The sequence below is a fragment of the Desulfofundulus thermobenzoicus genome (assembly GCF_009428905.1).
Lineage (GTDB): Bacteria > Bacillota > Desulfotomaculia > Desulfotomaculales > Desulfovirgulaceae > Desulfofundulus_A > Desulfofundulus_A thermobenzoicus.
In genome coordinates this window covers 1-23502 of the sequence record NZ_WHYR01000004.1, presented here as the reverse complement: position 1 = coordinate 23502, position 23502 = coordinate 1, and the positions used below count along the sequence as shown (strand labels likewise).

21 protein-coding genes, 1 tRNA gene and 1 pseudogene are annotated in these 23502 nt (G+C 55.4%); 7 read left to right on the top strand and 16 right to left on the bottom strand.

The features are described 5' to 3' along the window. Positions 1 to 90 precede the first annotated feature (90 nt). Entirely contained in the window at positions 91 to 972 is an 882-nt protein-coding gene (locus GFC01_RS02225; RefSeq protein ID WP_152945017.1) for a DMT family transporter, read from the top strand. A 141-nt stretch (positions 973 to 1113) separates the two neighbouring features. Here GFC01_RS02225 and GFC01_RS02220 read toward each other — a convergent pair whose 3' ends face one another. Further along, complete coding sequence (locus tag GFC01_RS02220) at positions 1114 to 1944, bottom strand: DNA adenine methylase (RefSeq protein ID WP_152945016.1); 831 nt, start codon at positions 1942 to 1944, stop codon at positions 1114 to 1116. A gap of 375 nt (positions 1945 to 2319) precedes the next feature. Between GFC01_RS02220 and arsC the strand changes: the two genes are divergently transcribed. From arsC to GFC01_RS02200, 4 genes are all read left to right on the top strand, one after another. Then, on the top strand, positions 2320 to 2736 hold the full coding sequence (arsC, locus tag GFC01_RS02215) for an arsenate reductase (thioredoxin) (protein ID WP_152945015.1): 417 nt from the start codon (positions 2320 to 2322) through the stop codon (positions 2734 to 2736). A 264-nt stretch (positions 2737 to 3000) separates the two neighbouring features. Beyond that, a complete protein-coding gene (locus GFC01_RS02210) occupies positions 3001 to 3351 on the top strand; it encodes a nucleotidyltransferase domain-containing protein (RefSeq protein WP_243137170.1) in 351 nt (116 codons plus the stop codon). 80 nt (positions 3352 to 3431) lie between these two features. Continuing rightward, positions 3432 to 3554, top strand: a complete 123-nt coding sequence (locus GFC01_RS19195; protein ID WP_243137158.1) for a type II toxin-antitoxin system HicA family toxin — start codon at positions 3432 to 3434, stop codon at positions 3552 to 3554. Between the two features lie 83 nt (positions 3555 to 3637). Further along, the gene (locus GFC01_RS02200; protein ID WP_341473708.1) at positions 3638 to 3865 is read left to right on the top strand and encodes a type II toxin-antitoxin system HicB family antitoxin; all 228 of its coding nucleotides are present in this window, start codon (positions 3638 to 3640) and stop codon (positions 3863 to 3865) included. A 395-nt stretch (positions 3866 to 4260) separates the two neighbouring features. On the opposite strand, the gene GFC01_RS02195 is transcribed toward GFC01_RS02200, so the two are convergent. From GFC01_RS02195 to GFC01_RS02160, 8 genes are all read right to left on the bottom strand, one after another. Beyond that, positions 4261 to 4357: transfer RNA gene (locus GFC01_RS02195), tRNA-OTHER, on the bottom strand. Positions 4358 to 4582: 225 nt separating this feature from the next. Next, positions 4583 to 6202: a long-chain fatty acid--CoA ligase gene (locus GFC01_RS02190; protein WP_152945013.1), complete on the bottom strand. Its 1620-nt coding sequence runs from the start codon at positions 6200 to 6202 to the stop codon at positions 4583 to 4585. Positions 6203 to 6243: 41 nt separating this feature from the next. After that, positions 6244 to 7086, bottom strand: a complete 843-nt coding sequence (locus GFC01_RS02185) for a 3-hydroxybutyryl-CoA dehydrogenase (protein ID WP_341473713.1) — start codon at positions 7084 to 7086, stop codon at positions 6244 to 6246. Between the two features lie 173 nt (positions 7087 to 7259). Further along, on the bottom strand, positions 7260 to 8915 hold the full coding sequence (locus GFC01_RS02180) for an acyl-CoA synthetase (protein WP_152945012.1): 1656 nt from the start codon (positions 8913 to 8915) through the stop codon (positions 7260 to 7262). 13 nt (positions 8916 to 8928) lie between these two features. Then, the gene (locus GFC01_RS02175) at positions 8929 to 10095 is read right to left on the bottom strand and encodes an acyl-CoA dehydrogenase family protein (protein WP_152945011.1); all 1167 of its coding nucleotides are present in this window, start codon (positions 10093 to 10095) and stop codon (positions 8929 to 8931) included. Positions 10096 to 10353: 258 nt separating this feature from the next. Further along, the gene (locus GFC01_RS02170; RefSeq protein ID WP_152945010.1) at positions 10354 to 11532 is read right to left on the bottom strand and encodes an acetyl-CoA C-acetyltransferase; all 1179 of its coding nucleotides are present in this window, start codon (positions 11530 to 11532) and stop codon (positions 10354 to 10356) included. 438 nt (positions 11533 to 11970) lie between these two features. Further along, the gene (locus tag GFC01_RS02165) at positions 11971 to 14076 is read right to left on the bottom strand and encodes a sigma-54-dependent Fis family transcriptional regulator (protein WP_152945009.1); all 2106 of its coding nucleotides are present in this window, start codon (positions 14074 to 14076) and stop codon (positions 11971 to 11973) included. Positions 14077 to 14134: 58 nt separating this feature from the next. Then, positions 14135 to 14887, bottom strand: coding sequence for an epoxyqueuosine reductase (locus tag GFC01_RS02160; protein ID WP_152945008.1), 753 nt, complete (start codon positions 14885 to 14887; stop codon positions 14135 to 14137). A gap of 444 nt (positions 14888 to 15331) precedes the next feature. On the opposite strand from GFC01_RS02160, the gene hcp reads away from it, so the two are divergent. Beyond that, entirely contained in the window at positions 15332 to 16615 is a 1284-nt protein-coding gene (hcp, locus tag GFC01_RS02155; protein ID WP_152945007.1) for a hydroxylamine reductase, read from the top strand. A gap of 240 nt (positions 16616 to 16855) precedes the next feature. Here hcp and GFC01_RS02150 read toward each other — a convergent pair whose 3' ends face one another. The 6 genes from GFC01_RS02150 to GFC01_RS02125 form a co-directional block, all read right to left on the bottom strand. Further along, the gene (locus tag GFC01_RS02150) at positions 16856 to 17032 is read right to left on the bottom strand and encodes a hypothetical protein (protein ID WP_152945006.1); all 177 of its coding nucleotides are present in this window, start codon (positions 17030 to 17032) and stop codon (positions 16856 to 16858) included. Between the two features lie 31 nt (positions 17033 to 17063). Further along, positions 17064 to 18455 carry a B12-binding domain-containing radical SAM protein gene (locus tag GFC01_RS02145; RefSeq protein WP_152945005.1) on the bottom strand — a complete coding sequence of 464 codons (1392 nt, stop codon included), beginning with the start codon at positions 18453 to 18455 and terminating at the stop codon, positions 17064 to 17066. 477 nt (positions 18456 to 18932) lie between these two features. Continuing rightward, entirely contained in the window at positions 18933 to 19160 is a 228-nt protein-coding gene (locus tag GFC01_RS02140) for a heavy-metal-associated domain-containing protein (protein WP_194174754.1), read from the bottom strand. A 205-nt stretch (positions 19161 to 19365) separates the two neighbouring features. Then, positions 19366 to 20334, bottom strand: coding sequence for a sulfite exporter TauE/SafE family protein (locus tag GFC01_RS02135; RefSeq protein ID WP_152945003.1), 969 nt, complete (start codon positions 20332 to 20334; stop codon positions 19366 to 19368). Positions 20335 to 20548: 214 nt separating this feature from the next. Then, positions 20549 to 21361 (bottom strand): extracellular solute-binding protein, encoded by an 813-nt coding sequence (locus GFC01_RS02130; protein WP_152945002.1) that lies wholly within the window; start codon positions 21359 to 21361, stop codon positions 20549 to 20551. A 63-nt stretch (positions 21362 to 21424) separates the two neighbouring features. Beyond that, on the bottom strand, positions 21425 to 21784 hold the full coding sequence (locus GFC01_RS02125) for a helix-turn-helix transcriptional regulator (RefSeq protein ID WP_152945001.1): 360 nt from the start codon (positions 21782 to 21784) through the stop codon (positions 21425 to 21427). Positions 21785 to 21983: 199 nt separating this feature from the next. Between GFC01_RS02125 and GFC01_RS02120 the strand changes: the two genes are divergently transcribed. Continuing rightward, complete coding sequence (locus tag GFC01_RS02120; RefSeq protein WP_152945000.1) at positions 21984 to 23117, top strand: MFS transporter; 1134 nt, start codon at positions 21984 to 21986, stop codon at positions 23115 to 23117. 52 nt (positions 23118 to 23169) lie between these two features. Here the strand turns inward: GFC01_RS02120 and GFC01_RS18680 are convergent. After that, a pseudogene (locus tag GFC01_RS18680) lies at positions 23170 to 23502 on the bottom strand (hypothetical protein); the annotation flags it as partial.

Sequence of the window (23502 nt, the reverse complement as noted above, 5' to 3'; positions counted from 1 at the left end):
AACCTGCAGCGGCAAAGGAGGAAGGGAAGCACCAAAAAGCCAATTATAAATCTGTGAGAAAAATATCGTTCTTTATGGAGGAAGGGAAAATTGCACCAGGGGAAGCAACCGGCCGGACGGCAGGGCCTGGGGATGGTCCTGGTTCTGTTCTCCACCATCTGTCTCAGTGCCGAGGCAGTGGCGGCCAAAATAGCCTACCAGGGCGGGGCCACTGTTCTGACCACTCTGACTCTCCGTTATGTCCTGGCGGCGGCCGTTTTCTGGCTGCTGGTACTGGCCGGCGGTTACGACTGGAGGCTCTCCCGGCGGCAGCTGTTTATAGTGTCCATCCTGTCCGTTGGGGCACAAACCCTGACCGTGCTGGCCCTTTTTGAGGCCTTTCGTTATATACCGGGGGCCATGGCCATTTTGTTTCTTTACTTTTACCCCACGGTAGTCACCATGCTGGCCTTTTTCTTTTTAAAAGAGCCATTAACATGGCCAAAGGGGGCGGCCCTTTTGCTGACCTTCCTGGGCTGCGCCGTCATTCTGGGACAACCGGTCGGGGCATTGAATATGAAAGGGGTGCTGCTCTCCCTGTCCGCCGCCCTGACCAATGCCGTGTTCCTGGTGGGAACCACCCGTTTGCTCTCCGGCATACAAACAACGGTTTACAATGCCTATCTGACCACCATTGTCGCCCTGACCGTGGGCCTCCTGTCCCTGGTCCGGGGGCAGTTCAGCCTGGCTTTCAATCTCCAGGCCCTGGCGGCCATCGGGGTGCTGGGCATTGTCTGCACCGTGCTGGCCCTGGCCGCCCTTCTGCGGGGCGTGAAGGAAATCGGCGCTTCCCGGGCGGCCATCATCAGCACCTTTGAACCGGTGGCCACGGCGGTGCTCGGTTTTATCATCCTGGGGGAAGGTTTGACGGCCTGGCAGGCGGCCGGTGGAGCGGCCGTGCTGGCGGGGGTGTTTCTGCAGAGAAGGGACTGAACGATATAGGATAGCGGTATACGCGTATATTTCCCGGAAAGGACAATTACCCGCTTGAAGATATACACAGTGCCGGAGCATGTAAAGCATTCGTGAACATCCTCCGGGACAAGCCCGGAGGCTTCAAACCGTCCCCAAAGGCTATAAATCCTGTTTATAATTCCTGATCACCACTTCCGTCACCGGCCCCCGCCCCCGGACCCGGCAGCTGATGGCCCGCCGGGCCTGGACCACCCGTATGTCATAGCCGGCATATAGTTCGCGGATGAAGGGCGTATCGGAATTGCTCAGCATGACCTGACAGCCCAGGGCGTCCAGCCGGCGAAACACTCCGGCCAGACGGCGCTGGTCTTCATCATGAAAGGCACCGGCCGTGTAACTGGTAAAGTTGGCCGTGGCCGACAGCGGGTGATAGGGCGGGTCCAGGTAGACAAAGGCGCCCGGCCGGGCAAAATCCAGGGCGCGGCTGAAATCCCCCGCCACTATTTCCGCCTGCCGCAAAGCCAGGCTGACCAGACGCAGGTTTTCCGCATCCACTATGCGCGGGTTTTTATAACGTCCATAGGGGACATTATGCCTTCCCCGGCTGTTGACCCGCCACAGGCCGTTATAGGCCGTCTTGTTCAGGTAAAGAAACCGCGAAGCCCGGCTGATCCGGTCCATTCCCCCGGGATCCAGGCTCCGGAGGTGGTAGTAATACTCGGCCGTATTTTCGTGTTTGCCCAGATCAGCCAGCAGGGGTTCCAGGTCGTCCCGCACCACCTGGTAAAAGTTGATCAATTCCGGGTTGCTGTCGATGAGCACCGACCTGGGCGGCAGCAGGTAAAAGAACACCGCCCCGCCGCCCACAAAGGGTTCGATATAAAGGTCATACCCGCCCCGGGGGAAAAGCGGATCAAAAGCCCGGAGAAGCTGGGTCTTGCCGCCGGCCCACTTCACCGGCGGTTTTGGCTTATTCCCGTATACAGACAAGGTTTTACTCCCCCCCTATTTTACCCATGCCCCTTCAAGCACCCGATTGTCATCCTTTCAACCTGGTTCGAAAAAGTGCACAATACCTGACAGTTGTTGGTTTTTGAAACCGTTTCCCCATAACCAGGCCCTTCTTTCCATAAATACCCAAAGGGGAACCGCCCCCTTTAGGGGAGTTACTTTATATGCTTCAAATCCCCCGATGGCCGGGCCATTAATAATTCAATAAATGTCGGGGCTTGTCCTGCAGACTCTCCTGGTTCCCCGGGTAAGTTCCGGCCAAACCCTTTCAGTTAGGGAGAAAAAATTATATTGCCCGGTGCTTTATCAGTAATTTATAATATTAAGCGAGAAAAAAGTTCGGGGGGAAACGGTTTGCCCAGAAAAAAGGTCCTTTTCCTGTGCACCGGCAACTCCTGCCGCAGCCAGATGGCCGAAGGCTTCGCCCGGGCCATGGCGGGGGATAAATGGGATGTATACAGCGCCGGCACCAATCCGGTGGGGATAAACCCCCGGGCGGTGCAGGTAATGGCCGAGGCCGGTGTGGATATCTCCGGCCGCACCTCAAAGGCCATTGACCCGGAAATCCTGCATTCGGCCGATGTAGTGGTCACCCTATGCGGGGATGCCCATGAAAGTTGTCCCCTCACCCCGCCCGCGGTCAAACGCATCCACTGGCCCCTGGAGGACCCGGCCCGGACCACCGGCACCGAAGAAGAAATTATGGCCAAATTCCGGGAAGTGCGGGATGAGATCAAAAAAAGAGTGGCCGAACTACTGACCACTGAATGAGAATATGCGATGCCCGGCATTGCGGTCAACCGGCCGGGCACATTGTTTTTCCCATCCCCTTTTCAGGAATTAACCTTTCGGCATGAAGACCCCGGACCTATCCCTGGGAAGGTATGCAGCAGGTTCACCTATACGCAATGCCTTAAATCACTGGAGGGGAGAGGTCGGAATCGAACCGGACTCCCGCCTGGATCGCAGGCAGGCCCAAAGCATTGATCGTAAGAAAAAAATAAGCTACAATTATCCCAGAATTTGTTTAAGGTGATGATGCTCTTGAAGGCTCAGAAATTATACCTTTTACCGGATCAGCGGGAGGCAATCAAAGAGGTCAAAGCGCTTTTGCAAAGCAGGTTCCCGGTTGAAGAACTAATGGTCTTCGGTTCGGCAGCACGTGGGGAAGCTGCTGAAGAGTCTGACCTGGACTTATTGGTACTTACCAGTCGACCGATGAGCCACAGCGAAAAACACGCCATATCCGATTTAATTTTTGAAGTTAACTTATCCAGGGGGACAAACATCAGTATTTTGGTGGTGGATCGGAAAACATGGGAAACCGGTCTATGGTCCCTGCTGCCAATACACCAGGAAATTATCAGGGACGGGGTAACCATATGACCGAACAGCGCCAGGAAATAGCGGATTATCAGGGATAAGAATCCAAAATTGAATCCAGGAAGGTTGTTGAAAGCAGTGGGATGAAGGTGAGGGATATTCTCCGGCTGCTCCAGGAAGATGGTTGGTACTTAATTGAGCAGAAGGGCAGCCACCGTCAGTTCAAGCACCCGACAAAACCGGGCCGGTTTAACGGTGGCAGGTAAACCAAGTGAAACGTTACATCCAAAAACTCTGGGCAATATATTAAAGCAAGCAAAACTAAAAATCGGGAAGGGGGATAAGTAACGTGAAATACCTTGCCGTGGTTGAACAGGGTCCGGAAAATTATTCGGCCTACCTGCCTGACGTGCCGGGTTGCGTCGCCACTGGGAAAACCGTGGAGGAAACTTTGCGCCTGCTGACCGAAGCATTAGAACTGCATTTGAAGGGGCTGAAAGAGGATGGCCTGCCGTTGCCGCTGCCGTCTTCGGTGGCAGAGTATATCGAATTGCCGCCGCGTCAGGTGGCCGGGTAAGGTAAAGAAGTTGTGGCACGGTGATTGCCGGGCCTTTTGCTTTTACTACGCCGGGGTGGTATCATTTACGGTTGATGCGCTTACAGCCCCAGCCTATGGGCCAGCAGGGTGAGGATTTCTTTCTCGCACCTGAAAAAACTTGATTCGCTCATCCCCAACTCCTGGGCCACCTACCAGGGAGGGTAACTGTCGAAGAAGCGCAGTTCCACCAGTTTTCGCTGTTCTCAAAGGAAGAAACCAAAAACAGAGGCAGGCTTAAAACCCGCCCCTTTCTTTTTGTGCAGTTTGGTGGTCTTGCGCCTTGTTTGCTCCCAAATTGCTCCCAAAATGGTCTTTCTGCAGAATTCGCTGCAAAGTAAAAAAGCCCCGCCAATCGGTGCGGGGCCTGATTTTACTGGAGGGGAGAGGTCGGAATCGAACCGGACCCCCGCCTGGATCGCAGGCAGGCCAACGGGTTTGCGGCCCGCGGGGGGCACCAGCCCCGCTCTCCCCGGTTTATTATATTCGCGCCGGGTATATATAATCCTTTAATATATGTAATTTAAATATTTTATGGCCATGCCGAGCAGGTATAAATTGTTTCCATCCAGGTACGGAACTTAAAATGTAAGGGCCCGCCGGATAGGCACAGGCCCTTCGCAGATTAGCCATAGAAACGGATCCGGGAAATTGGTTTTCGTATGCCCGGATATAAACCCCTGAACAACCCTGCGTCAATTAATTAAACAATTCCGAGAAAAATTTATGCCTTAAGGCTTTCTTGTTGAACTTACCCACACTGGTCCTGGGCACCTCGTCAATAAACTCTACCCGGTCCGGCAGCCACCATTTAGCCACCCGCCCCCGTAAAAATTGCAGAATATCTTCAGCCGTAACCTTGCCCCGGAACTCCTCCTTGAGCGCCACACAGGCCAGGGGTCTTTCCTGCCATTTTGCATGGGGCATGGCAATAACCGCCGCTTCGGCCACCGCCGGGTGGGCCATAATGTTGTTTTCCAGATCCACCGATGAGATCCATTCCCCCCCACTTTTAATCAAATCCCTGGACCGGTCGCAAATGTAAACATAACCTTCTTCATCAATAGTCACTATATCCTGCGTTTTAAACCAGCCATTACGCATGGCCTCCCCGGTCAATACCGGTTCCCTGTAATATTCCTCAGTTATCCACGGCCCTCTTAAATGCAGTTCACCCATGGTTTGCCCGTCCCAGGGAACCTCATTACCATTTTCATCCACCACCTTTATTTCCAAACCGGGCACATACAAACCTTGTTTGGCCCTCCGGGCATAAACCCGTTCCTCCGGCCAGTCTTTCATATAACTTTTGGGACGGGATAATAGAACAAGGGGTGTGGTTTCCGTCATACCGTAAGCATTAATCACCGGAATACCCAGCTTCTTTTCATATGCTTCGATAAATACCCGGGGTACGGCAGCACCACCGGAAATGATCCGGTTTAAACTGCTCACATCATAGGAACCATCTTCCAGCAACTTAAAACACTCCATCCAAATGGTCGGCACCCCTGCCGTTACCGTTACTTTTTCTGCCTGAATCAACTGGCACAAAGTGCGGGGGTCCGGACGCATTCCGGGTAGGACCTGCTTGGCTCCCACCAGTGTGGAGGTATATGGCAACCCCCAGGCATTAACGTGGAACATGGGAACGACAGGCATAACTACATCTTTCTCCGATACGGCAAAGGTATCGACCATCCCGGACATCAGGCTGTGCAGGTACAAAGCACGATGGCTGTACATAACACCCTTGGGATCACCGGTGGTGGCAGTGGTATAGCACATGGCCGCAGGAGACCATTCATCCAGATCGGTGGGAAAATCGTAAACCGGGGAAGATTGCCGCAAGAGCGATTCATAGGAATCCAAAGGTTTTAAAGATGATTCCGGAAGATTACCGGCGTCAGTCATGATAATAAAATGCTCCAATGTTTTAATCTGTCCCCGGATACCTTCAACAATGGGTATAAGATCCTGATCGATAAAAATGACCCTATCTTCCGCATGATTTAAAACATAGGCTATTTGCTCGGGAAACAGGCGTAAATTGACCATGTGTAAAACCGCACCCGTACAGGGTACGGCAAAATACAATTCCAGGTGCCGGTGATTGTTCCAGGCCAGAGTAGCCACCCTGTCCCCCCGTTTTATCCCCATCTTTTGCAAAACATTGGCCAGGCGGCAGACACGCTCGTAAAACTCACCATAGGTATAACGGAACATACCGGAAAAATCCCGTGATACTATCTCTTTTCCGGGAAACAGCCGGTGGGCACGTTCCAATATGGTATGCAGGAGAAGTGGGTATCTCATCATAGGCATTCACCTCTTTTTCTGGTATTTAAATAAATCCTGCCTTAATATTGATAAAATCCCTTGCCCGTTTTCCGCCCCAGGTGTCCGGCCCGCACCAGCTTTCTTAAAAGGGGCGCCGGGCGATATTTGGAGTCACAGGTTTCCTGGTAAAGGGTATCCATGACCATGAGCAGCACATCCAGGCCAACCAGGTCGGCCAGGGCCAGCGGGCCGATGGGATGGTTGGCCCCCAGTTTCATTCCCTTGTCGATGTCCTCAGCTGTCGCGATGCCTTCCTGTAACACAAAAATGGCCTCGTTGATCATGGGCACCAGAATACGGTTGACCACAAACAGGGGTGCCTCTTTAACCGTAATGACGGTTTTGCCCATCTTTTCGCAGACTTCCCGGGCAATGGCATAGGTCTCATCGGTGGTTTCCTCACCGCGGATGATCTCCACCAGCTCCATCACCGGCACGGGATTGAAGAAATGGGTGCCGATGAACCGGCCGGCCCGACGGGTAACGGAAGCCATCTCCGTAATGGAAAGGCCGGAGGTGTTGGAACAAAAGATGGTCTTCAACGGGCAGATGCCATCCAGTTCCCGGTAGAGGGATTTCTTTTGCTCCATATTTTCGATGATGGCTTCAAAGACCAGGTCGGCCTTTTCCACACCGGACAGTCCTATAACGGGGGTTATCCTCCCCATGACCGCCGGCACATCCTGATCGCCCAGCTTTCCTTTAGCTGCCAGCCGTTCCAGGCTGGTGCCAATGCGGAACAGACCTCCCTGCACAAATTCTTCTTTTACGTCCGATAAAACCACCTGATAACCGGCCGCTGCAGCCACCTGGGCGATCCCCGCCCCCATGGTCCCGGCACCGATAACAGCAACCGTATTTATGTTCACAATACCATCTCCCTACTTGATGTTTTTCCAAATCACCCTTAAGAAGGACTTGTCTTTTTGCCGTAATTCTTGCAAACCATTTGAACATGAAGAACCCGTTTAACTGGCCCACCGGCAGGCTGGCCAGCCTTTTCTCCTGAATATTGGAACTAATCGCTATATTGTGATCAATAGTTGTAAATGTTACTAAATAAATTCCGCAAATCCCTTTTTAAAATCTTACCGCTGGGTGTTTTGGGCAGCTTTTCGGTAAAAACAATTCTTTTGGGCACTTTAAAAGGCGCCAGATGCTCCCGGCACAGGGTGATAATTTCCTCCTCCGTCGCCTTATGCCCGGATTTCAACACCACAACGGCCGTTACAGCTTCCACCCACTTCTCATGGGGTAAGCCTATTACCGCCACTTCCGAAACAGCCGGGTGCCGGTAAACAACCTCTTCCACTTCCCGGCTGGATACATTCTCTCCCCCTGTTTTAACCATGTCCTTCTTCCGATCGACCACTGTGACAAAGTCATCCTCATCCAGAACACCGATGTCTCCACTGTGGAACCAGTCATGGGCCAGGGCATCTTCGGTTTTTTCCGGCTCTTTAAAGTACATGAGCATGACATGGGGACCCCGGCCACAAATCTCTCCCGGCTCACCTGGGGCGGAAATGGGATTGTGATTTTCGTCTTCAATACGGGTTTCCATATTCAATCCGCCCTGACCGGCGGAACCCGGCTTGGTGAACTGAAAGGCCGGCTTTAAAATGGTATGATAGGGGCTTAGTTCCGTCTGGCCGTAGTAGTTATAGAAGCGCCGGCAGCTGGGAAGACGCTTTTGCAGTTCCTTCAATACCTCAACCGGCATAATAGAGGCACCGTAATAACCTTTGTTCAGGGAAGTTAGATCAAAACGGTGGAAATCGGGGTGACGCAACAGGGCAATCCATACTGTCGGTGCGGCAAAGAACATAGTTGCTCTATACTTCTCAATGGAAGCCATAATGTCTGCCGGGACTGGTTGAGGAAGGAGAATATTGGTTCCTCCCACCATAAAAATTGGATTCAGAAAAACATCCCTCTGGGCGCAATGAAAAATGGGCATGGCATTAATATTTACATCGTCAGAGACATATTCCCCATCAATAATGGCTCCTACGTATTCTGAGACCAAAGCCTGATTGGTTAATATGACACCTTTGGGCAATGTTTCCGTACCACTGGTATAAGTCATCTGCACCGGATCCTCAATACGCAGGTATACATCTGGCTCGACGGATGGGTAATCTTTATACCAATCATTGAATTCCAGAAAATTCTCTGGTGCCCTGTCACCCCTGCCCTGATCCGACCAGATGAATGTTTTTACCCCGGGCATATCATCCAAAACTTCTTTCACAGTATCATAAAGGGCGTCTTCAATTATAAAAACTTTACTTTCCGAATGATTGATACAAAAGCTGATGTCTTTCCCACGCAACAGATAATTTATAGCAAGGTATATCCCACCGGCTTTGGCGGTACCCAACCAGGTTAACACGTGATGTATTGTGTTATGGGCAAGTATAGCTACGCGATCGTATTTTTTAATTCCCAGATCTATCAACGCATTGGCCACTTTATTGCATTCACTTTCCAGCAGGGCATAGGTTAAAATATTATCACCAAAAATAAGCGCCGGTTTGTCCGGATAGCGGTATGCGCTGCGTCGTATCATATCGGCAATAACCCAGCGGTTAACTCTGTTATACCGTTTGCGGAGAAACTCCAGGTTTTCCTCAGTAATGGCCATATACTTTTGCCTTTCTTCCTCATTCAAGAGATGCCGGCAGGACATGAAAACACACCTCCTATTTTCCCTTTTCCAATAAGCTCCGGGCGATTACCAGGCGCTGGATCTGGTTGGTTCCCTCGTAAATCTGGGTGATCTTGGCGTCACGCATCATCCGCTCCAGGGGGTATTCCTTCATATAGCCATACCCGCCGAGAAGCTGCACCGCATCCACGGTCACCTGCATGGCTACATCGGAAGCGAAAAGCTTGCACATGGATGAATACCGGCTGACCCCGGCAGGAGAAACCCCCAGTTCGGCGGCGTTTTCAATGGTAAAGGCCGCTTTGTAGACCAGCTGGCGGGCGGCTTCCACTTTTGTAGCCATATCGGCCATCATGAATTGCAGACCCTGGAAGGAAGCAATGGGCCGTCCGAATTGCACCCGCTCCCGGGTGTAATTGACGGCGTAATCCAGGGCCCCCTGGGCGATACCCACCGCCTGGGCACCGATGACCGGCCGGGTGCGGTCCAGGGTCATCATGGCAATTTTAAACCCGTCTCCCTCCTTCCCCAGAAGATTTTCCGCCGGCACCGGACAGTCTTCAAAGATCAGTTCCGCGGTGGGCGAACCCCTCACCCCCATCTTCTTTTCTTTTTTGCCGACGGCAAACCCGGGAAAATTTTTTTCCACAATAAATGCGGAAAGACCCTTTAACCCCTTTTCCGGGTCCGTGCTGGCAAAGACCGTATACACATCCGCAACGCCGCCGTTGGTGATAAAGCACTTCTGCCCGGAAATCAAGTACCTGCCGCCTTCCCGGCGGGCCCGGGTTTTTATCCCACCGGCATCGGAACCGGCATTGGGTTCGGTCAGGGCAAAGGCGCAAATACGCTCCCCTGATGCCAGTTCCGGAAGATATTTTTGCTTTTGCCCTTCGCTCCCGGCCAGTAAAATGGGCATCAGGCCCAGTTCCTGGGCCGCCACAATCAAAGAGGCCGATGCGGAAGCCCTGGCAATCTCCTCCACAATCAGGCACACCGCCGGCAGGCCCTGCCCGCTGCCGCCGTACGCCTCGGGAACCCCGGCCCCCAGCAGACCCTGCCCGGTAAAAAGTTCCTTAAGATCCCAGGGATAGGTGTCCTCTTCATCGATGGCGGCCGCTCTGGGAGCCACTTTTTCGGCAGCCATCCGGCTGACCACCTGGCGCAGCATTTCCAGTTCTTCCGTCAACTGATACAACATACATTTCACTCCATTATTTAAGTTTGACAGCAACCCTGAAAGTCAATTCCGCCCGATTAATCATAAGGAAAGCAACCTCAAGCATATAAGGGATGGTAAATTCTTGCTATTGGGTGGGCAAAACCCTTAACTGCGCAAGCCATCCACAGAAATGGGACGGCGCGCCGGTTCCCGCAGGGACAATGCCCGGTGAATCCGGCTGAGCGTCACCGGCCATGCCCCTTCTCCGGCAGGTGGGGACATGGCACCGTAAAATAGTTAAACCCTTTCCAGAACCATGGCCATACCCATGCCGCCGCCCACACACAGGGAGGCCAGTCCCAGGCGCAGGTTGCGGCGGGCCATTTCGTATAAAAGGGTCACCACTATACGCGCCCCGGTACAGCCCACGGGGTGGCCCAGACCGACCCCACTGCCGTTGACATTGGTAATCTCCCGGTTCAATCCCAGCAGTTTTTCACAGGCCAGGTACTGGGCCGCAAAGGCCTCATTCAGCTCAATCAACTGGATGTCACCCAGGGTCAGGCCGGCCCTTTTAAGGGCCTTTTTAATGGCCGGCACCGGCCCGTAACCCATCAGGTCCGGTTCCACCCCGGCCCGGGCATGGCTGACAATGCGGGCCAGGGGCTTTATGCCCAGTTCCCGGGCTTTAGACGCCGGCATGACCACCACCGCCGCCGCCCCGTCATTGAGGCCGGAGGCATTTCCCGCCGTAACCGTGCCGTTTTTCCGGAAAGTGGGCTTTAAGCCCGCCAGCTTTTCCATGGTCACGTCCGGGCGGGGATGTTCGTCCCTATCCACCACCTGCGGCGGCCCCTTGCGCCGCGGGACGGCCACCGGCACTATTTCCTCCTGGAAACGGCCTTCCTCAATGGCCCGAACGGCGTTCCGGTGGCTGCGCAGGGCAATTTCATCCTGCTCTTCCCTGGTGATGCCGTATTTGTCCGCCAGCCTTTCGGCCGTTTCCCCCATCAGAATGTGGTGGATGGGGTCGGTAAGCATTTCCCACAGGGCGTCGGTCATTTCCCCGTGCTGCAGGCGCAGACCCCAGCGGGCGTTTTTCAACACATAGGGAACGCTACTCATGCACTCCGTGCCCCCGGCCACCACAATTTCCGCATCCCCGGTGAGGATCTGCTGGTAGGCCGAAACGATGGCCTGCATGCCCGAGGAACACTGGCGCTGGATGGTCATGCCCGTCACCTGCACGGGCAGGCCGGCCACCAGGGCCGCCGTCCGGGCCACATTGGGTTCATCGGTGCGCTGGGCGCAGTTGCCCAAAATCACCTCGTCCACCATATCCCCCGTAATACCGGCCCTCTTCAACACCTCTTGAATGACCGGCACGGCCAGCTGGTGGGGAAGCATATCCCGGAAAGCCCCGCCAAAATCACCGATGGCCGTCCGGGCGGCTGCTACAATCACCACATCTTCCATGTTTTTCAACTCCTTGCCGGAAATGATCAAAACTTCGCGGCGGCTATTTCAATAACTCCGCCACCGGGAAAGCTCACCCGGTAAATTTATACCGCTTAATTCTAAAAATTCATGCAATAAAAGTGCCACAAAATAAAACAGGAGCGGTGCCTCCCTAACCGCCCCGAACGGGGAAAAAATCACGTTTCTTCCCTGCAAAACCGCCCGGAATAATTCTGCCCGCCCGATGCACCGACAGCAAAAGCATCAACAGTGCATCAAAATAATAACTCCCACCGTAAAACCGAAACCGGACATTCGAAAGTTTTCCCAATGCTACACAATATATAGTGTTCTTTAGCGCCAAGAACGGCTATATATAGTGTTTGAATGATGAACTTTTGACTCTCAAGACCGGAATTAAACGGGGAATATTACCGAACCCTGTTGTGGACATGTTTACGCATCATTGTTTACACCGCCGGAGCGAGAAGCGGCCGGCTTGTACCCGTATTTCTTCAACCACCTGACTACGGTAGACTGATGAACGCCCAGGGCAGCCGCAACCCTGCGGGTACTCCCCATCCGCTGATACAATTTGAACAGACCGGCCGGTTCCACGTTTCCCTTCTTTAGCATGCCGGGAAAGGTAATTTTTTTGATCTGTTCCGGCAAGGCATCAGGTGTTATTACCTGCGCAACGGAAGTCACCACCAGTCTTTCCATTACATTTTCCAGTTCCCGCACATTACCGGGCCACGAGTAACTTTTCAACCACTCCATTGTTTCGGGGGCCACCTGCCTATCAAGGTTGAACTTTCTGTTGTACCGATGCAGGAAGTGATGCACCAGCGGAACAATATCCTCCGGCCGCTCCCGCAGGGGGGGAATGGTGATGGGAATAACATTGATCCGGTAATAAAGGTCTCCCCGGAAAAGCCCCTTACGCACCATTTCGGCCAGGTCCCTGTTGGTGGCAGCAATCAAACGGAAATCAACCGGCCGGGACTTTGTTTCTCCCAGACGACGTACCAGTTTTTCCTGAATAACCGTCAACAGTTTTGCCTGCAGGCTCAGGGAAAGGTCTCCAATTTCGTTGAGAAACAACGTGCCGCCCTCCGCCAGTTCGATAAGGCCGGCTTTCCCCTGACGCTCGGCACCGGTAAATGCCCCGGCCGTATATCCGAAAAGTTCCGATTCCAGGAGATTTTCCGGTATAGCCGCGCAGTTGACGGAAATAACAGGGCCGGCGGATCTGGCGGACCGGTAATGAATAAACCGGGCCAGCAGATCTTTACCCGTCCCCGATTCACCCAGGATGAGCACGTTGCTGTCATAGGGCGCCACTCTTTCGGCTACGGCCAGCAACTCCCTCATGGATGAACTGGCGGCCACTATTTTATCCCGCTCCCAGGATTCGGCCCGCAGGCTCTCCAGTTGGGCGTGATAACGGGCCCTTTCTTCTTCCAGCTGACGGCGCAGTACAGCCAGTTCGGTGAGGTCACGGCAGTTTACCACTATGCGCCGGATATTCCGGCTTTGTTCATCCACTATGGGAGTGGCCGTGCTGAGCACTTCCCTGCCGGTCCGCAGGCGCTCGATCACACAGGCCGGCCCGTTTTTCTCCAGTGCCGCCGGAACGGCCAGAAAGGAAAGATAGCCTTTTTGTATCAATTCTTTTACCCGCAATCCCCTGATTTTCTCACCGGGGACCCCTTCCACCTGTTCATAAGCCCGGTTGAGCTTAATTATTTTCCCTTCCTGATCCAGCAGGGCGATTCCCTCGCTGGAAGCACTGATAATAATATCCAGTTCCTGGGCCATCCTCTTTACAGTTTCCAGTTGCTGGGACAGGGTTTCCACTTCGGAAATATCATGAAAAAGGCTGACCGCACCGATAATTTTATCGCCATAGATTACCGGGGCCTGGTTGGCAATGACCGTACTCTGCCGGAAGATGATTTTGTGGCCGTAACTGGCTTTGCCTGTCTGCAACACTTCCAGCAAACCCGATTGGGGAATAACATCGTTAATGTGGCGATTCACCACCTCTTCGGCGCATAAACCGGTAATTCTGGCGGCAGATTGATTGAAAACAACCACAACCCCTTCTTCATTGACGGCACAAATCCCGCTCAGGGCACAATCCAGAACCGCGTTCAGAAAAGAAATTATATTTTTATATTTTTGTTCAAAGGCATAGACCAGCCTGGTTCTGGTCATCATCCCCACCAGCCGGTCATTCCGGTCAACCACGGGTAGGCGGCCAATGCCGTATTTAACCGCCTTCTCCCATGCGCTTTCCGGCGGGTCGTCCTCACAAATGGTATAGACCTGGCGGCGCATAAGGTGCCCCACAGGAGTGGTCAGAGGTAACCCTCCGGCCATGGCCCGCATGACATGGGTTTTGGTAAAAAGACCGGTGAGTTTTCCATCCCCGTCAACCACCGGAGCACCGTCAATTTCATGTCGACTGAAAACGGCCGCCGCCTCCCGGATGGTATCATCCGGCCGCAGGCAGATGGGTTCCCTGGCCATAAAATCGCGAATGAACAGGGTTTGCATGTCTGGTTATCCCCCCAACCCGGGGCGGGTGCCCGCAGGCACCCGGCCGTAAAAGCTTTTACTCCTGCCCTTCCGGCACTCCCAGGGAGCAGGGGCCGGTGGCGCATTTGCCGCAGACGTCGCACAGGCCCAGGTCGCTGAAATGGGCGTCCACTTCCAAAAGGCGCCGGTAGCATTTGCTTTTGTCCAGCCCCTCCGTGGTCAGCGCCCCGGTGGGACAGAGTTTCACACAGGCCGCACACACTCCTTCCCGGCGGTACAGGCAGTTCTCCCCTTTCGCCACCGGGGTGGGCGGCAGGGGAATGTCCACCACCAGGCTCCCCAGGCGGCCGGCACACCCGGCCGGAGTAATCAGCATGTGATGCAGGCCGAAGGTGCCCAGTCCGCACAGATACGCCACATGTTTGTGGGACCAGAAGGAGACCAGGGCCACGGGATCAAAATTATGGGTGGGCTTTTGCCAGGCGGTCTTTACCCCTTTGCCTTCCAATTCCCGGGCCAGGGCGGCGCATATATCACTGATCAGCCGGTTGGTTTCAATATAGGCTTCAGCCCACTGGCGGCTTACGTAAGGGTCCCGGCGGTGGATTTTCACCAGTTCAGGGGCAAAGGGAACAAAAAAGGCCACCACGGAACGGGCGTCCGGCAGCAGGTCCCGGGGCAGCAGGTGTCCGGGGCCCACCACCTCCTTTAACCGGGCAAACCCCGGATCATCGGCCCGGGCAAAACCCACCAGGGGAGGGCGGTAGGCCGTTTTCCCCCGGTAATTCATAACCAGGTGGTCGATGGCGTTCTTAATCAACTCTTCCATTTGGTGCGTTTCTCCTTTAATCAGTATTTCGAGCCGGAACCGGGCTGTTCTATCGAAATGGCCCGGAAAACTCCCACCTCTGTAATCTGATTCGCCATTTTTCCCCCATTCCCTGCCGGCGGGAGTCCGGACCTCAAGAGCCGGAGCCGCTCCCATTGATCCCCGGAATATACATTTTATGCGATGGCTGCGGAGTAAGCAGGATAACTCCCTGCATCAAGTCCGCTGCCGGCGATAACACCGCCGGTTTATGATCAAAACCTTACCGCCTCTGTGAGGCAAATCACTGCCCTGCCCGTCTCAGACACCTATAATGTAAACAGGTTTTGAAAAATTTCTGCCCGGCCCAGAAAAAAATGGAAGATTTAACGCGGGTTGGCCGGAGCAGCCGCCTGATTAACGGGCAGAAACGGTAAAGAAAATTTAAAGGAGGTCTCGGAAACCATGTTTTGTTACCAGTGCGAGCAGACGGCCGGAGGAACCGGGTGTACCAAAGTAGGGGTGTGCGGCAAAAACGAGGACATCGCCAGCCTGCAGGACACTCTGATCATTGCCTTGAAAGGGGTGGCCGCCTACGCCTACCACGCCCGGGAACTGGGCGCCAGGGACGAGCAGGTGGACGCCTTCATGCACGAGGCGCTGTTCACCACCCTGACCAATGTGGACTTCGACCTGAACCGGCACATTGAACTGGCGCTGAAATGCGGTGAAATGAACCTGCGCATCATGGAAGTGCTGGATCAGGCCCATGTGGCCCGGTTCGGGTCCCCGGAACCCACGAAAGTGTCCACGGGCACCAGGAGCGGCCCGGGCATCCTGATCACCGGTCACGACCTTTTGGACCTGTACGAATTGCTGAAACAAACCGAGGGCACCGGGATCAATATCTACACCCACGGGGAAATGCTCCCGGCCCACGCCTACCCGGAGCTGAAGAAATTCCCCCACCTGGCGGGCAACTACGGCAGCGCCTGGCAGAACCAGAAAACCGAATTCGAACAGTTCCCCGGCGCCATTCTGGGCACCACCAACTGCGTGCTGCTCCCCAAAGAATCCTACCGGGACCGCATGTTTACCTGCGGCATCGCCGGCCTGCCGGGTGTAACCCACATTAAGGGCCGGGACTTCACGCCGGTCATTGAAAAGGCCAAACAGCTGCCGCCCCTGCCGGAAAAAGAGGGCGGTGTCCTGGTCACCGGCTTCCACCACAACGCCATTTTGAGCATCGCCGATAAGATTATCGACGCCGTCAAGGCCGGCAAGATCCGCCACTTCTTCCTGGTGGGCGGCTGCGACGGGGTGAAGAAGTCCCGGAATTACTACACCGAGTTCGTGGAAAAGGTGCCCAAAGACTGCGTGGTCCTCACCCTGGCCTGCGGCAAATACAAGTTCAACTACATGGACCTGGGCGACATCGAAGGGATCCCGCGGCTCATCGACATGGGCCAGTGCAACAACGCCTACTCGGCCGTCCAGGTAGCCGCCGCCCTGGCCAAGGCCTTTAACGTCAGTGTCAACGAACTGCCGCTCTCCCTGGTGCTTTCCTGGTTCGAGCAAAAGGCCGTGGCCATCCTGCTCAGCCTCTTGCACCTGGGCATCAAGAACATCCGCATCGGCCCCAGCCTGCCGGCCTTCATTACGCCCAACGTGCTGCAGGTGCTGCAGGACAACTACAACCTCAAGCCCATCACCACTCCCGACCAGGACTTGAAAGAGATCCTGGGGTAATTGAAGGTTGCGGGTTACCTGAAAAAAATAAAGAAGCCCTCGCCGGAAACGAAAACCGGCGGGGGCTTTTATAATTATTTGAAGAATTCGCCGTGACGGTTTCAACCGCCGTTCATTTCACATCCTCAAAAATCGCCGTAAACCAGGTCTGCCGGGGAAGCGGCCGTATAATTTGTGCGGTGAAAATTTTGATGCGGGACCTGTAAGCTTAGATAAAATGCCGTGCCATGCATTCATGCGTCAGCACTGTTCCCCCACCCGGATAAATTCCGCCGGCTCGATACACTCCTGCTCCAGGCGCACCCCTTCCCGGAGCATCTTCTCGATCAACGGATGAAAGACCCGGTAATCCGCATAAAACGGAGGCCGGCCCTTTTCAAAGGGACCGGTCCCCGCATCCGGTACATGCCGGTCCATTAATGCAGGCCGCCGCCTTCCAGGGGGGCCATCAAACCTTTTTCAGATAAGCGAAAGGACTGGCCGTCAATCTCACCCCGGCCACCAGGTTCTTTAAGTGCTCCAGGGAAAGCTGGCCGGTGAGCAACCTGTGCACAAACCACTTCATCGTATTGATGACGTGGCCGGGACGCAGGTAGGCCCGCCGGTAAAGCTCGGCAAACTCCCGGTAAAAATCCTTCAGGGGCATCTGGGTGGGCAGCACGGCGTGCAACAGGTCGAAGAACTCGTAATTGGTGGTGGTCAAGCGGTCTTTGAGCTTCGCAAAGAGCTCGGTGCCGGGCAGAGGGGTGAGAATGCTGAACTGGGGCTGGGCAATTTTCAGCCTTTTTACGTAATCGATGAGCTTCTTAAAATCGGGGATGGTGAAATCCGGGTCTACGATAAAGGAGGCATAGACGCCCACCCCGATGGATTTCAGGAAATGCAGGGCCTTTTCATTGTTTTCCACGCTGTTTTGCTTGTTTACGTGTTCCATGCCCGACTGATCAATTTTTTCGAAACCGATAAAGACCTGATCCAGGCCGATTTCCTTCCACTGGCGGAGCACATCGGGATGTTTCACAATGGTGTCGCTCCTGGCCTGAATGATATAACGCCGCCTGGGCACGCCGCGGCCCTTCAACAGGGCGGCAATCCTTTCCGCCCGGCGCACATCGGCCAGGAAATTATCGTCGGTGAACAGCACATCCCCGGGCGGCAGGCTCTGCACCTCTTCCGCCACCCGTTCGGGGCTCATGAAACGCACCCGGCCCCGGTAAAACCGCCAGATACTGCAGAAATTGCAGCGGTGGGGACAACCCCGGGCCGTCTCCAGGGTCACGAAGGGACGGCGCAAACCCAGATAATAATGTCTCCGGTAGGGGGCCGTCAGGCTGCGGTCCGCCGGCGGCACATCGTCGAGCACTTTCAGTAAGGGCCGTTCCCCGGTAAAAAACTGTCCCTCCCCGGTATTCAAAACCAGGCCGGGTATGGTGTGCAGGTCGCCCCCGCCTTCCAGGGCGGCCATCAGCTCCGGCACGGTGGTTTCCCCCTCGCCCACCACCACCGCGTCCACCGCCGGGTGGCAGAAATCCTCCGGGCTCAGGGAAGCGTGGTGACCGCCCACGAAAATGAATACGCCTTTTCCGGCGGCTTTCACCTCCCGGGCCACATTTAACGTCTGCTGCACGTCCACGGTAAAGGAACAGCTGATGCCCACCGCCCGGGGACGGAATTCCTGCACGGCGGCAGCGATATTTTTTTCGGCCAGCATGTCCAGCAGGCGGACGGTGTGGTCCTGCAGGGCGGCACCCACAATCTCCAGTCCCAGGGGCTCGACGGCGATCAAACTCTTATACCCAGCCCCGGCCCCGGGCCGCGGCTGAATCAGCAATACTCGCATTGGTCATATCCTCCCTTTGGTAAATGACGACGCATTTTGCCGGCTTCCCGGATCAGGCGGTAATTCTTCCATGCCCGGCTTCAATTGCCGGGCGTTCACCCACCAGCGGCCCCTCCCCCCTTGCCGCGAAACAGTTCTCTGCCGGCCATTTTCCCTTCCTGCTATTTGAGTTTTACCAGTTCCACAGCCCTTTATAATAAAACTTCCCTTTTTTACACTATAAACACACGCAACCGGAAAATGCAAGCAAAAAATAACCATATGGCGAACAAGGGATACTACGAACTTTTTTAACAATGCCCGGGGTGGACATATACGACCATCTTACCCGGTGGGTAGTCCCACAACGGGTTTAGCCCAAAATCTCCATACGTTAAAGCCAAGGCTGAATATCACCCTGGCTTTGCAACCCCATGAACCACCCATGAAGACTATTGTTATCACACACATCGGAGTAAAGCAACGTCCCCGGCGGATCTACCCGCTGAAAAACCGCTTCACCGCATACCCCATTTCCATAACTACATTGATCAGATTATCCTGGGGAGTTCGCTCGGGATCAAATATTACCACCGCTGTACCGGCTTCACCATCCACGCAGACCCATTTGACTCCGGCAACGTCTTCCAGCGCCCTTTTCACATCCATCCTGTCTTCCTCGGATTGGAGACCGTCAATACGCAGGATCAGGTTTTCACTGCCCATCACCATACCACCTCAAAACACGGGCTTGTCGTCGGAAACCTCTATGGCCGCTACATGGCCCACTCCACCTCCCGGACACCAGGGCGAAACCATTTTACCGTGACAGGCCGGAGCTTTTCCTTCCATACCCCCTGTGGAAACGGCCTCTATTTCGGACCTATGATAACATAAGCTCCATCTTCTGACAATTACCTTTCGCAATCTTTTAAACAAAATATTGCAATACGTAACTCACTGCCAGGAAGGTGACCAGAGCGCCCAGAATCCCCCGGATAACCCGGTCGGGCAGGTATTTTTGCAAATAGGCGCCAAAATAGGTGCCCAGAAAACCACCCACACCGAAGAGGGCTCCCAAAAACCAGTCCGGGGCAACATTGGCACTCGCCCCGGCAGCGGTGAATTCCAGAACGTGATAAAAGGTCACCCCGGCAATGGAGGTGAGAAAGGTGCCGGCCAGGGCGGCCCCGGCCACCGTATAGACGGGCAGACCCATAACAGAGACCACAAAGGGGGAAATGATGGCCCCGCCGCCGATGCCGTAGATACCGCCGATGAGTCCCACCACCAGGGCCAGGGTGAAAACGGCCATGGTGCTGAAGGAAAAGGTTTCTCCCCAGAAATCGTACTCAATCTTGCGCAGCGACACGGAGCGGGTTTTCACCACCGCCTCCGGGGGCAGGCCGGCGGCCAGACGCCCGGCGGATTCTTCCTTCACCCGGCTCACCCGTTCCCGGAACTTCTTCTCCAGGCTTCTGGTTTGCTCCTTGCTTTTCAGATAACGGCCGGTGGTTTCGTAGAGCAACCTGATGCCCAGGTAGAGCAAAACCAGGCCCACAAAGAGTTTGAAGGCCCTGGGATCGGGCAGGTAGCGGATGCGGATCCAGGCGCCCACAAAAACCCCCGGCAGGGTGCCGATAACCACCACCCAGGTCAGGGGCCAGGCCATGCGCCCTTCCCTTATGTAACGGGCCAACCCCCCGGGTATGGCTATAATGTTGTAGATCAGGTTGGTGGGGCTGACGGCGGGACTGGTAAACCCCAGCACACTCACCTGGAAGGGCAGGAGCAAAAAGGCCCCGGATACCCCGGCCGATGCCGTCAGGGAAGAAATGAGAAAGGCCACCAGCGGAGGAACCAGGGGAAAAACTTCCACACCGGAAACAGGGAAATACATAATAACGACCCCTTTCATTAAGTAGCTTTAAAACGTGCGTGAGGAAAGGCCCGCGTAAGGAGAATTTCCCGCTCCACCGTACCCGCCTGTGCCTTTTGCTAAATAATGCCACGCAAATCCAGTAATGATGCGGTTTCTAGAGACCGGTGTCAAAACCCGGGCTACCAAATAAACCGGTGAGCCGGTCTATAACCGTACCCACAGATACCCCGTGCTAACAGGGAACCAGTCCGCACGCCTCCAGTATCTGCCGCCCCCTTTCACCGGTGAGCAGCTCCACAAACCACCGGGCCTCCTCCGGGTAGCGGGCATGGCGACATGGGGCTACGGCAAACTCAATGGGGGCGCCGGACAGGGTCACCCTTTTCCCCGACCCTTTTTCTTCCAGGACCACCCCTGCGGTGGCATAGTAATCGACCAGGGCCGGATGGGATAGGTTGATCCGGGAGGCCAATCTGACAAAGTGAAGGCCCAGCTGACGGGCCACCGATGAATACAGAAAGCCATAATCTACCCGCCCTTCCACCAGAGCGCCGGCCAGATCTATGGACTTGGGATAGATGCGGGAGCAGCCGGCATCAAGGGCGGCATACAGCCCCGGCCGGTTGTAGAATTTTTCCGCCAGCTGCCAGACCATCAGCGTCCGGTAACCGCAGGGGTCCCGCTGGTGATCCGAGCGCCCGTAGATCACCCCCTTTGACAGGAGCACATCCATCCAGTTATTTGGACCTACCTCCCGGCTGCGCCGGGAAAAGCGATCAAAAGCCACCACAATCTGATCGGTGGCAAAGACAAAATAGCGGTCCACATATTCCGGCACCAGCCACCGCTCAAAGATAACCGTATCGGCCAGGGCCACCACATCATAGATACCGCCGTCACAAATCCGGGCGGCACACTCCCGGGAACCGGCCGACTCCAGTTCCACGGCCAGGTGGGGATAACGCTCCCTGAAAACCTGGGCGCATTCGCCTATGGGCCGGCGCAGGGCACCGGCATGCAGGACGCGAAAGGGGATATGTGACATGATTCACACACACCTCCGGAATGACCCTTCTTTTTTATATTTCCCGGCCAACACCACTTTTGACTACCTGCTCAAACTTTGTTCATAGAGGCCAATAAACCGGTCCAGTTTCTCCTTTTGACGCCGGATGGCCGCCATCCAGGCATGGAGCAGCTCCTCCCCCCTGGTGGTGATGGCATACTGGCGGCGGGCAGGACCCGTTTCCGCGGCTTCCCAGCTGGAACTGACCAGCTCTTCCTGTTCCATCCGGCGCAAATTCCGGTAGACCGTGGTGGGATCCGTCTCCCCCTCCAGCAAATCCAGGCGGGCCAGCCTCTGAATCAGCTCGTACCCGTGGGAAGGCTGTAATTTCAGCAGGAAAAGAAGCAACGGCTGCAACAAACGGTCCGCGGGCAAATTGCAGGAACACCCGTTCTTGCACATAATAGCGCACCTCTAGTATTGGCATGATGCACTTACCTTGAAAATATAATAACACAACCATTCACTGGTGGCAACAGCCGGTTGTATTTACAGAAAGTTTAATGCCGGCCCAAAGGGGTCCGCCCAAAAAAAAATCCTCTGGACTAACCGGCAAACTGGAGTAAAATTAAAAGTATGTTGATTGAAGAAGGAATGCCTTTTGAAAACGGAGACAGCGGGTGCGAACCGCAAGACATCCCACATCACGCTCATCAGTACAATAAACTTTCTGCTTAACTTTGCCGTGCAGGGCTCCCTCATTTTCATCCCCCTGCTGGGGGCCCAGATGGGGGCGAAGGACTGGCAGATCGGCCTGGTAGGGGCATCCTACGGGGCGGCTTTTTTACTTTCATCCCTTTTTTCCGGCTGGAAATCCGATTCACTGGGCAGGCTTTTGTTTGTGCGCCTGGGCCTGGCCGCCAGCGCCCTGGCCTTTGCCGCCCAGTTGCTGGCCCACAACCTGGTGGTTCTCACCCTGGTGCGCTCGGTGGTGGGCTTCGCCCTGGGCATTGCCACGGCGGCGCTGCTGGCCTACGCCTTTGAGTCCGGGGCCGATATGGGCAAGTTCAGCTCTTACGGGTCCCTGGGCTGGATTTTTGGCGCCCTGGGAGCGGCGGTGTTAAAGGAGTTCCACCTGCTCTTTTTCACCAGTGCCTTCACCTGCCTGGCCGCCTTTGCCATTTCCTTCACCTTCCGGGAGGTGGCGGCGCAATACAGCCGGCACCGGATCAACCTGTGGCTGGTAATCCGCCGGGGCTTCCGGGTTTATCTGGCCGTGTTCCTGCGCCACCTGGGGGCCACGGCCGTGTGGATTATTCTGCCCCTGTACCTGACCGCCCTGGGCATGGACCGGTTCTGGGTGGGCCTGCTCTGGAGCATAAACTTTGCCGTGCAGTTTGTAATCATGCGCTATCTGCAAAGGTTTAACGAAAACAAGGTGTTTGCCTTCGGCCAGTTGCTTTCCATCGGTGTCTTTGCTTCCTATGCCTTTGTCAGTGCCCGGCCTGCCCTGATTGCCGTGCAGTCCCTGCTGGGGGTAGCCTGGTCCTGCCTCTATGTGGGCGCCCTGCTTATCGTCCTGCGCAGCGGCGAGGAGAGGGGCACGGCCAGCGGGATTTTTCAATCCACCTTAAATCTCTGCAATGCCCTGGGGCCCTTTCTGGGCGGCCTCATCGCCGGGTGGTGGGGCTACCGCGGGGTGATGCTTTTCGCCGCCGGGCTGGGTGTGGCCGGACTGCTGGTGGCCGTGCCGCCGGCCCGTCCGGCCCGGGAAACACCCAAACAGCCGGTATGACCGCTTCAGGCCATCCCGCCTGACATGTTTTTCAGGGCGGCACCAGGCCGTTTTATCCGCATCCGGAGTGTTGAATTATCCCCTTTATTGCCCTGCTGCCGGCAAGGATAAACTCATCCACCGTACCCGGGTTCAGTTCCCCCCGGCCGGCGGCATCCAGCAGGCCGGACAGGAAATCCTGCAGGAAAATGTTCAGGCGCCGGAAGGTTTCCGGCCGGCGGGCGGGACTGCCGCTGCATCCGTCCCCTTTTCCGGGATAATCAAGCCCGTCACCGGGCCGCCCCGGGCCGGCGGCGGCCTCAGCCGGGCCCTTTCCGGCCGGGGCCTCACCCGGCGCTCCCGGACCGCAGCTATTCCCATCCGTACCGCTGTCCCCCGCCCCCCC

Coding starts and splice junctions, on each gene's coding strand:
- GFC01_RS02210 (WP_243137170.1), top strand. CDS start 3,001: ATGATGCTCTTGAAGGCTCAGAAATTATACCTTTTACCGGATCAGCGG.
- GFC01_RS19195 (WP_243137158.1), top strand. CDS start 3,432: ATGAAGGTGAGGGATATTCTCCGGCTGCTCCAGGAAGATGGTTGGTAC.
- GFC01_RS02190 (WP_152945013.1), bottom strand. CDS start 6,202: ATGATGAGATACCCACTTCTCCTGCATACCATATTGGAACGTGCCCAC.
- GFC01_RS02180 (WP_152945012.1), bottom strand. CDS start 8,915: ATGTCCTGCCGGCATCTCTTGAATGAGGAAGAAAGGCAAAAGTATATG.
- GFC01_RS02175 (WP_152945011.1), bottom strand. CDS start 10,095: ATGTTGTATCAGTTGACGGAAGAACTGGAAATGCTGCGCCAGGTGGTC.
- GFC01_RS02170 (WP_152945010.1), bottom strand. CDS start 11,532: ATGGAAGATGTGGTGATTGTAGCAGCCGCCCGGACGGCCATCGGTGAT.
- GFC01_RS02165 (WP_152945009.1), bottom strand. CDS start 14,076: ATGCAAACCCTGTTCATTCGCGATTTTATGGCCAGGGAACCCATCTGC.
- GFC01_RS02160 (WP_152945008.1), bottom strand. CDS start 14,887: ATGGAAGAGTTGATTAAGAACGCCATCGACCACCTGGTTATGAATTAC.
- hcp (WP_152945007.1), top strand. CDS start 15,332: ATGTTTTGTTACCAGTGCGAGCAGACGGCCGGAGGAACCGGGTGTACC.
- GFC01_RS02150 (WP_152945006.1), bottom strand. CDS start 17,032: ATGGACCGGCATGTACCGGATGCGGGGACCGGTCCCTTTGAAAAGGGC.
- GFC01_RS02145 (WP_152945005.1), bottom strand. CDS start 18,455: ATGCGAGTATTGCTGATTCAGCCGCGGCCCGGGGCCGGGGCTGGGTAT.
- GFC01_RS02140 (WP_194174754.1), bottom strand. CDS start 19,160: ATGGGCAGTGAAAACCTGATCCTGCGTATTGACGGTCTCCAATCCGAG.
- GFC01_RS02135 (WP_152945003.1), bottom strand. CDS start 20,334: ATGTATTTCCCTGTTTCCGGTGTGGAAGTTTTTCCCCTGGTTCCTCCG.
- GFC01_RS02130 (WP_152945002.1), bottom strand. CDS start 21,361: ATGTCACATATCCCCTTTCGCGTCCTGCATGCCGGTGCCCTGCGCCGG.
- GFC01_RS02125 (WP_152945001.1), bottom strand. CDS start 21,784: ATGTGCAAGAACGGGTGTTCCTGCAATTTGCCCGCGGACCGTTTGTTG.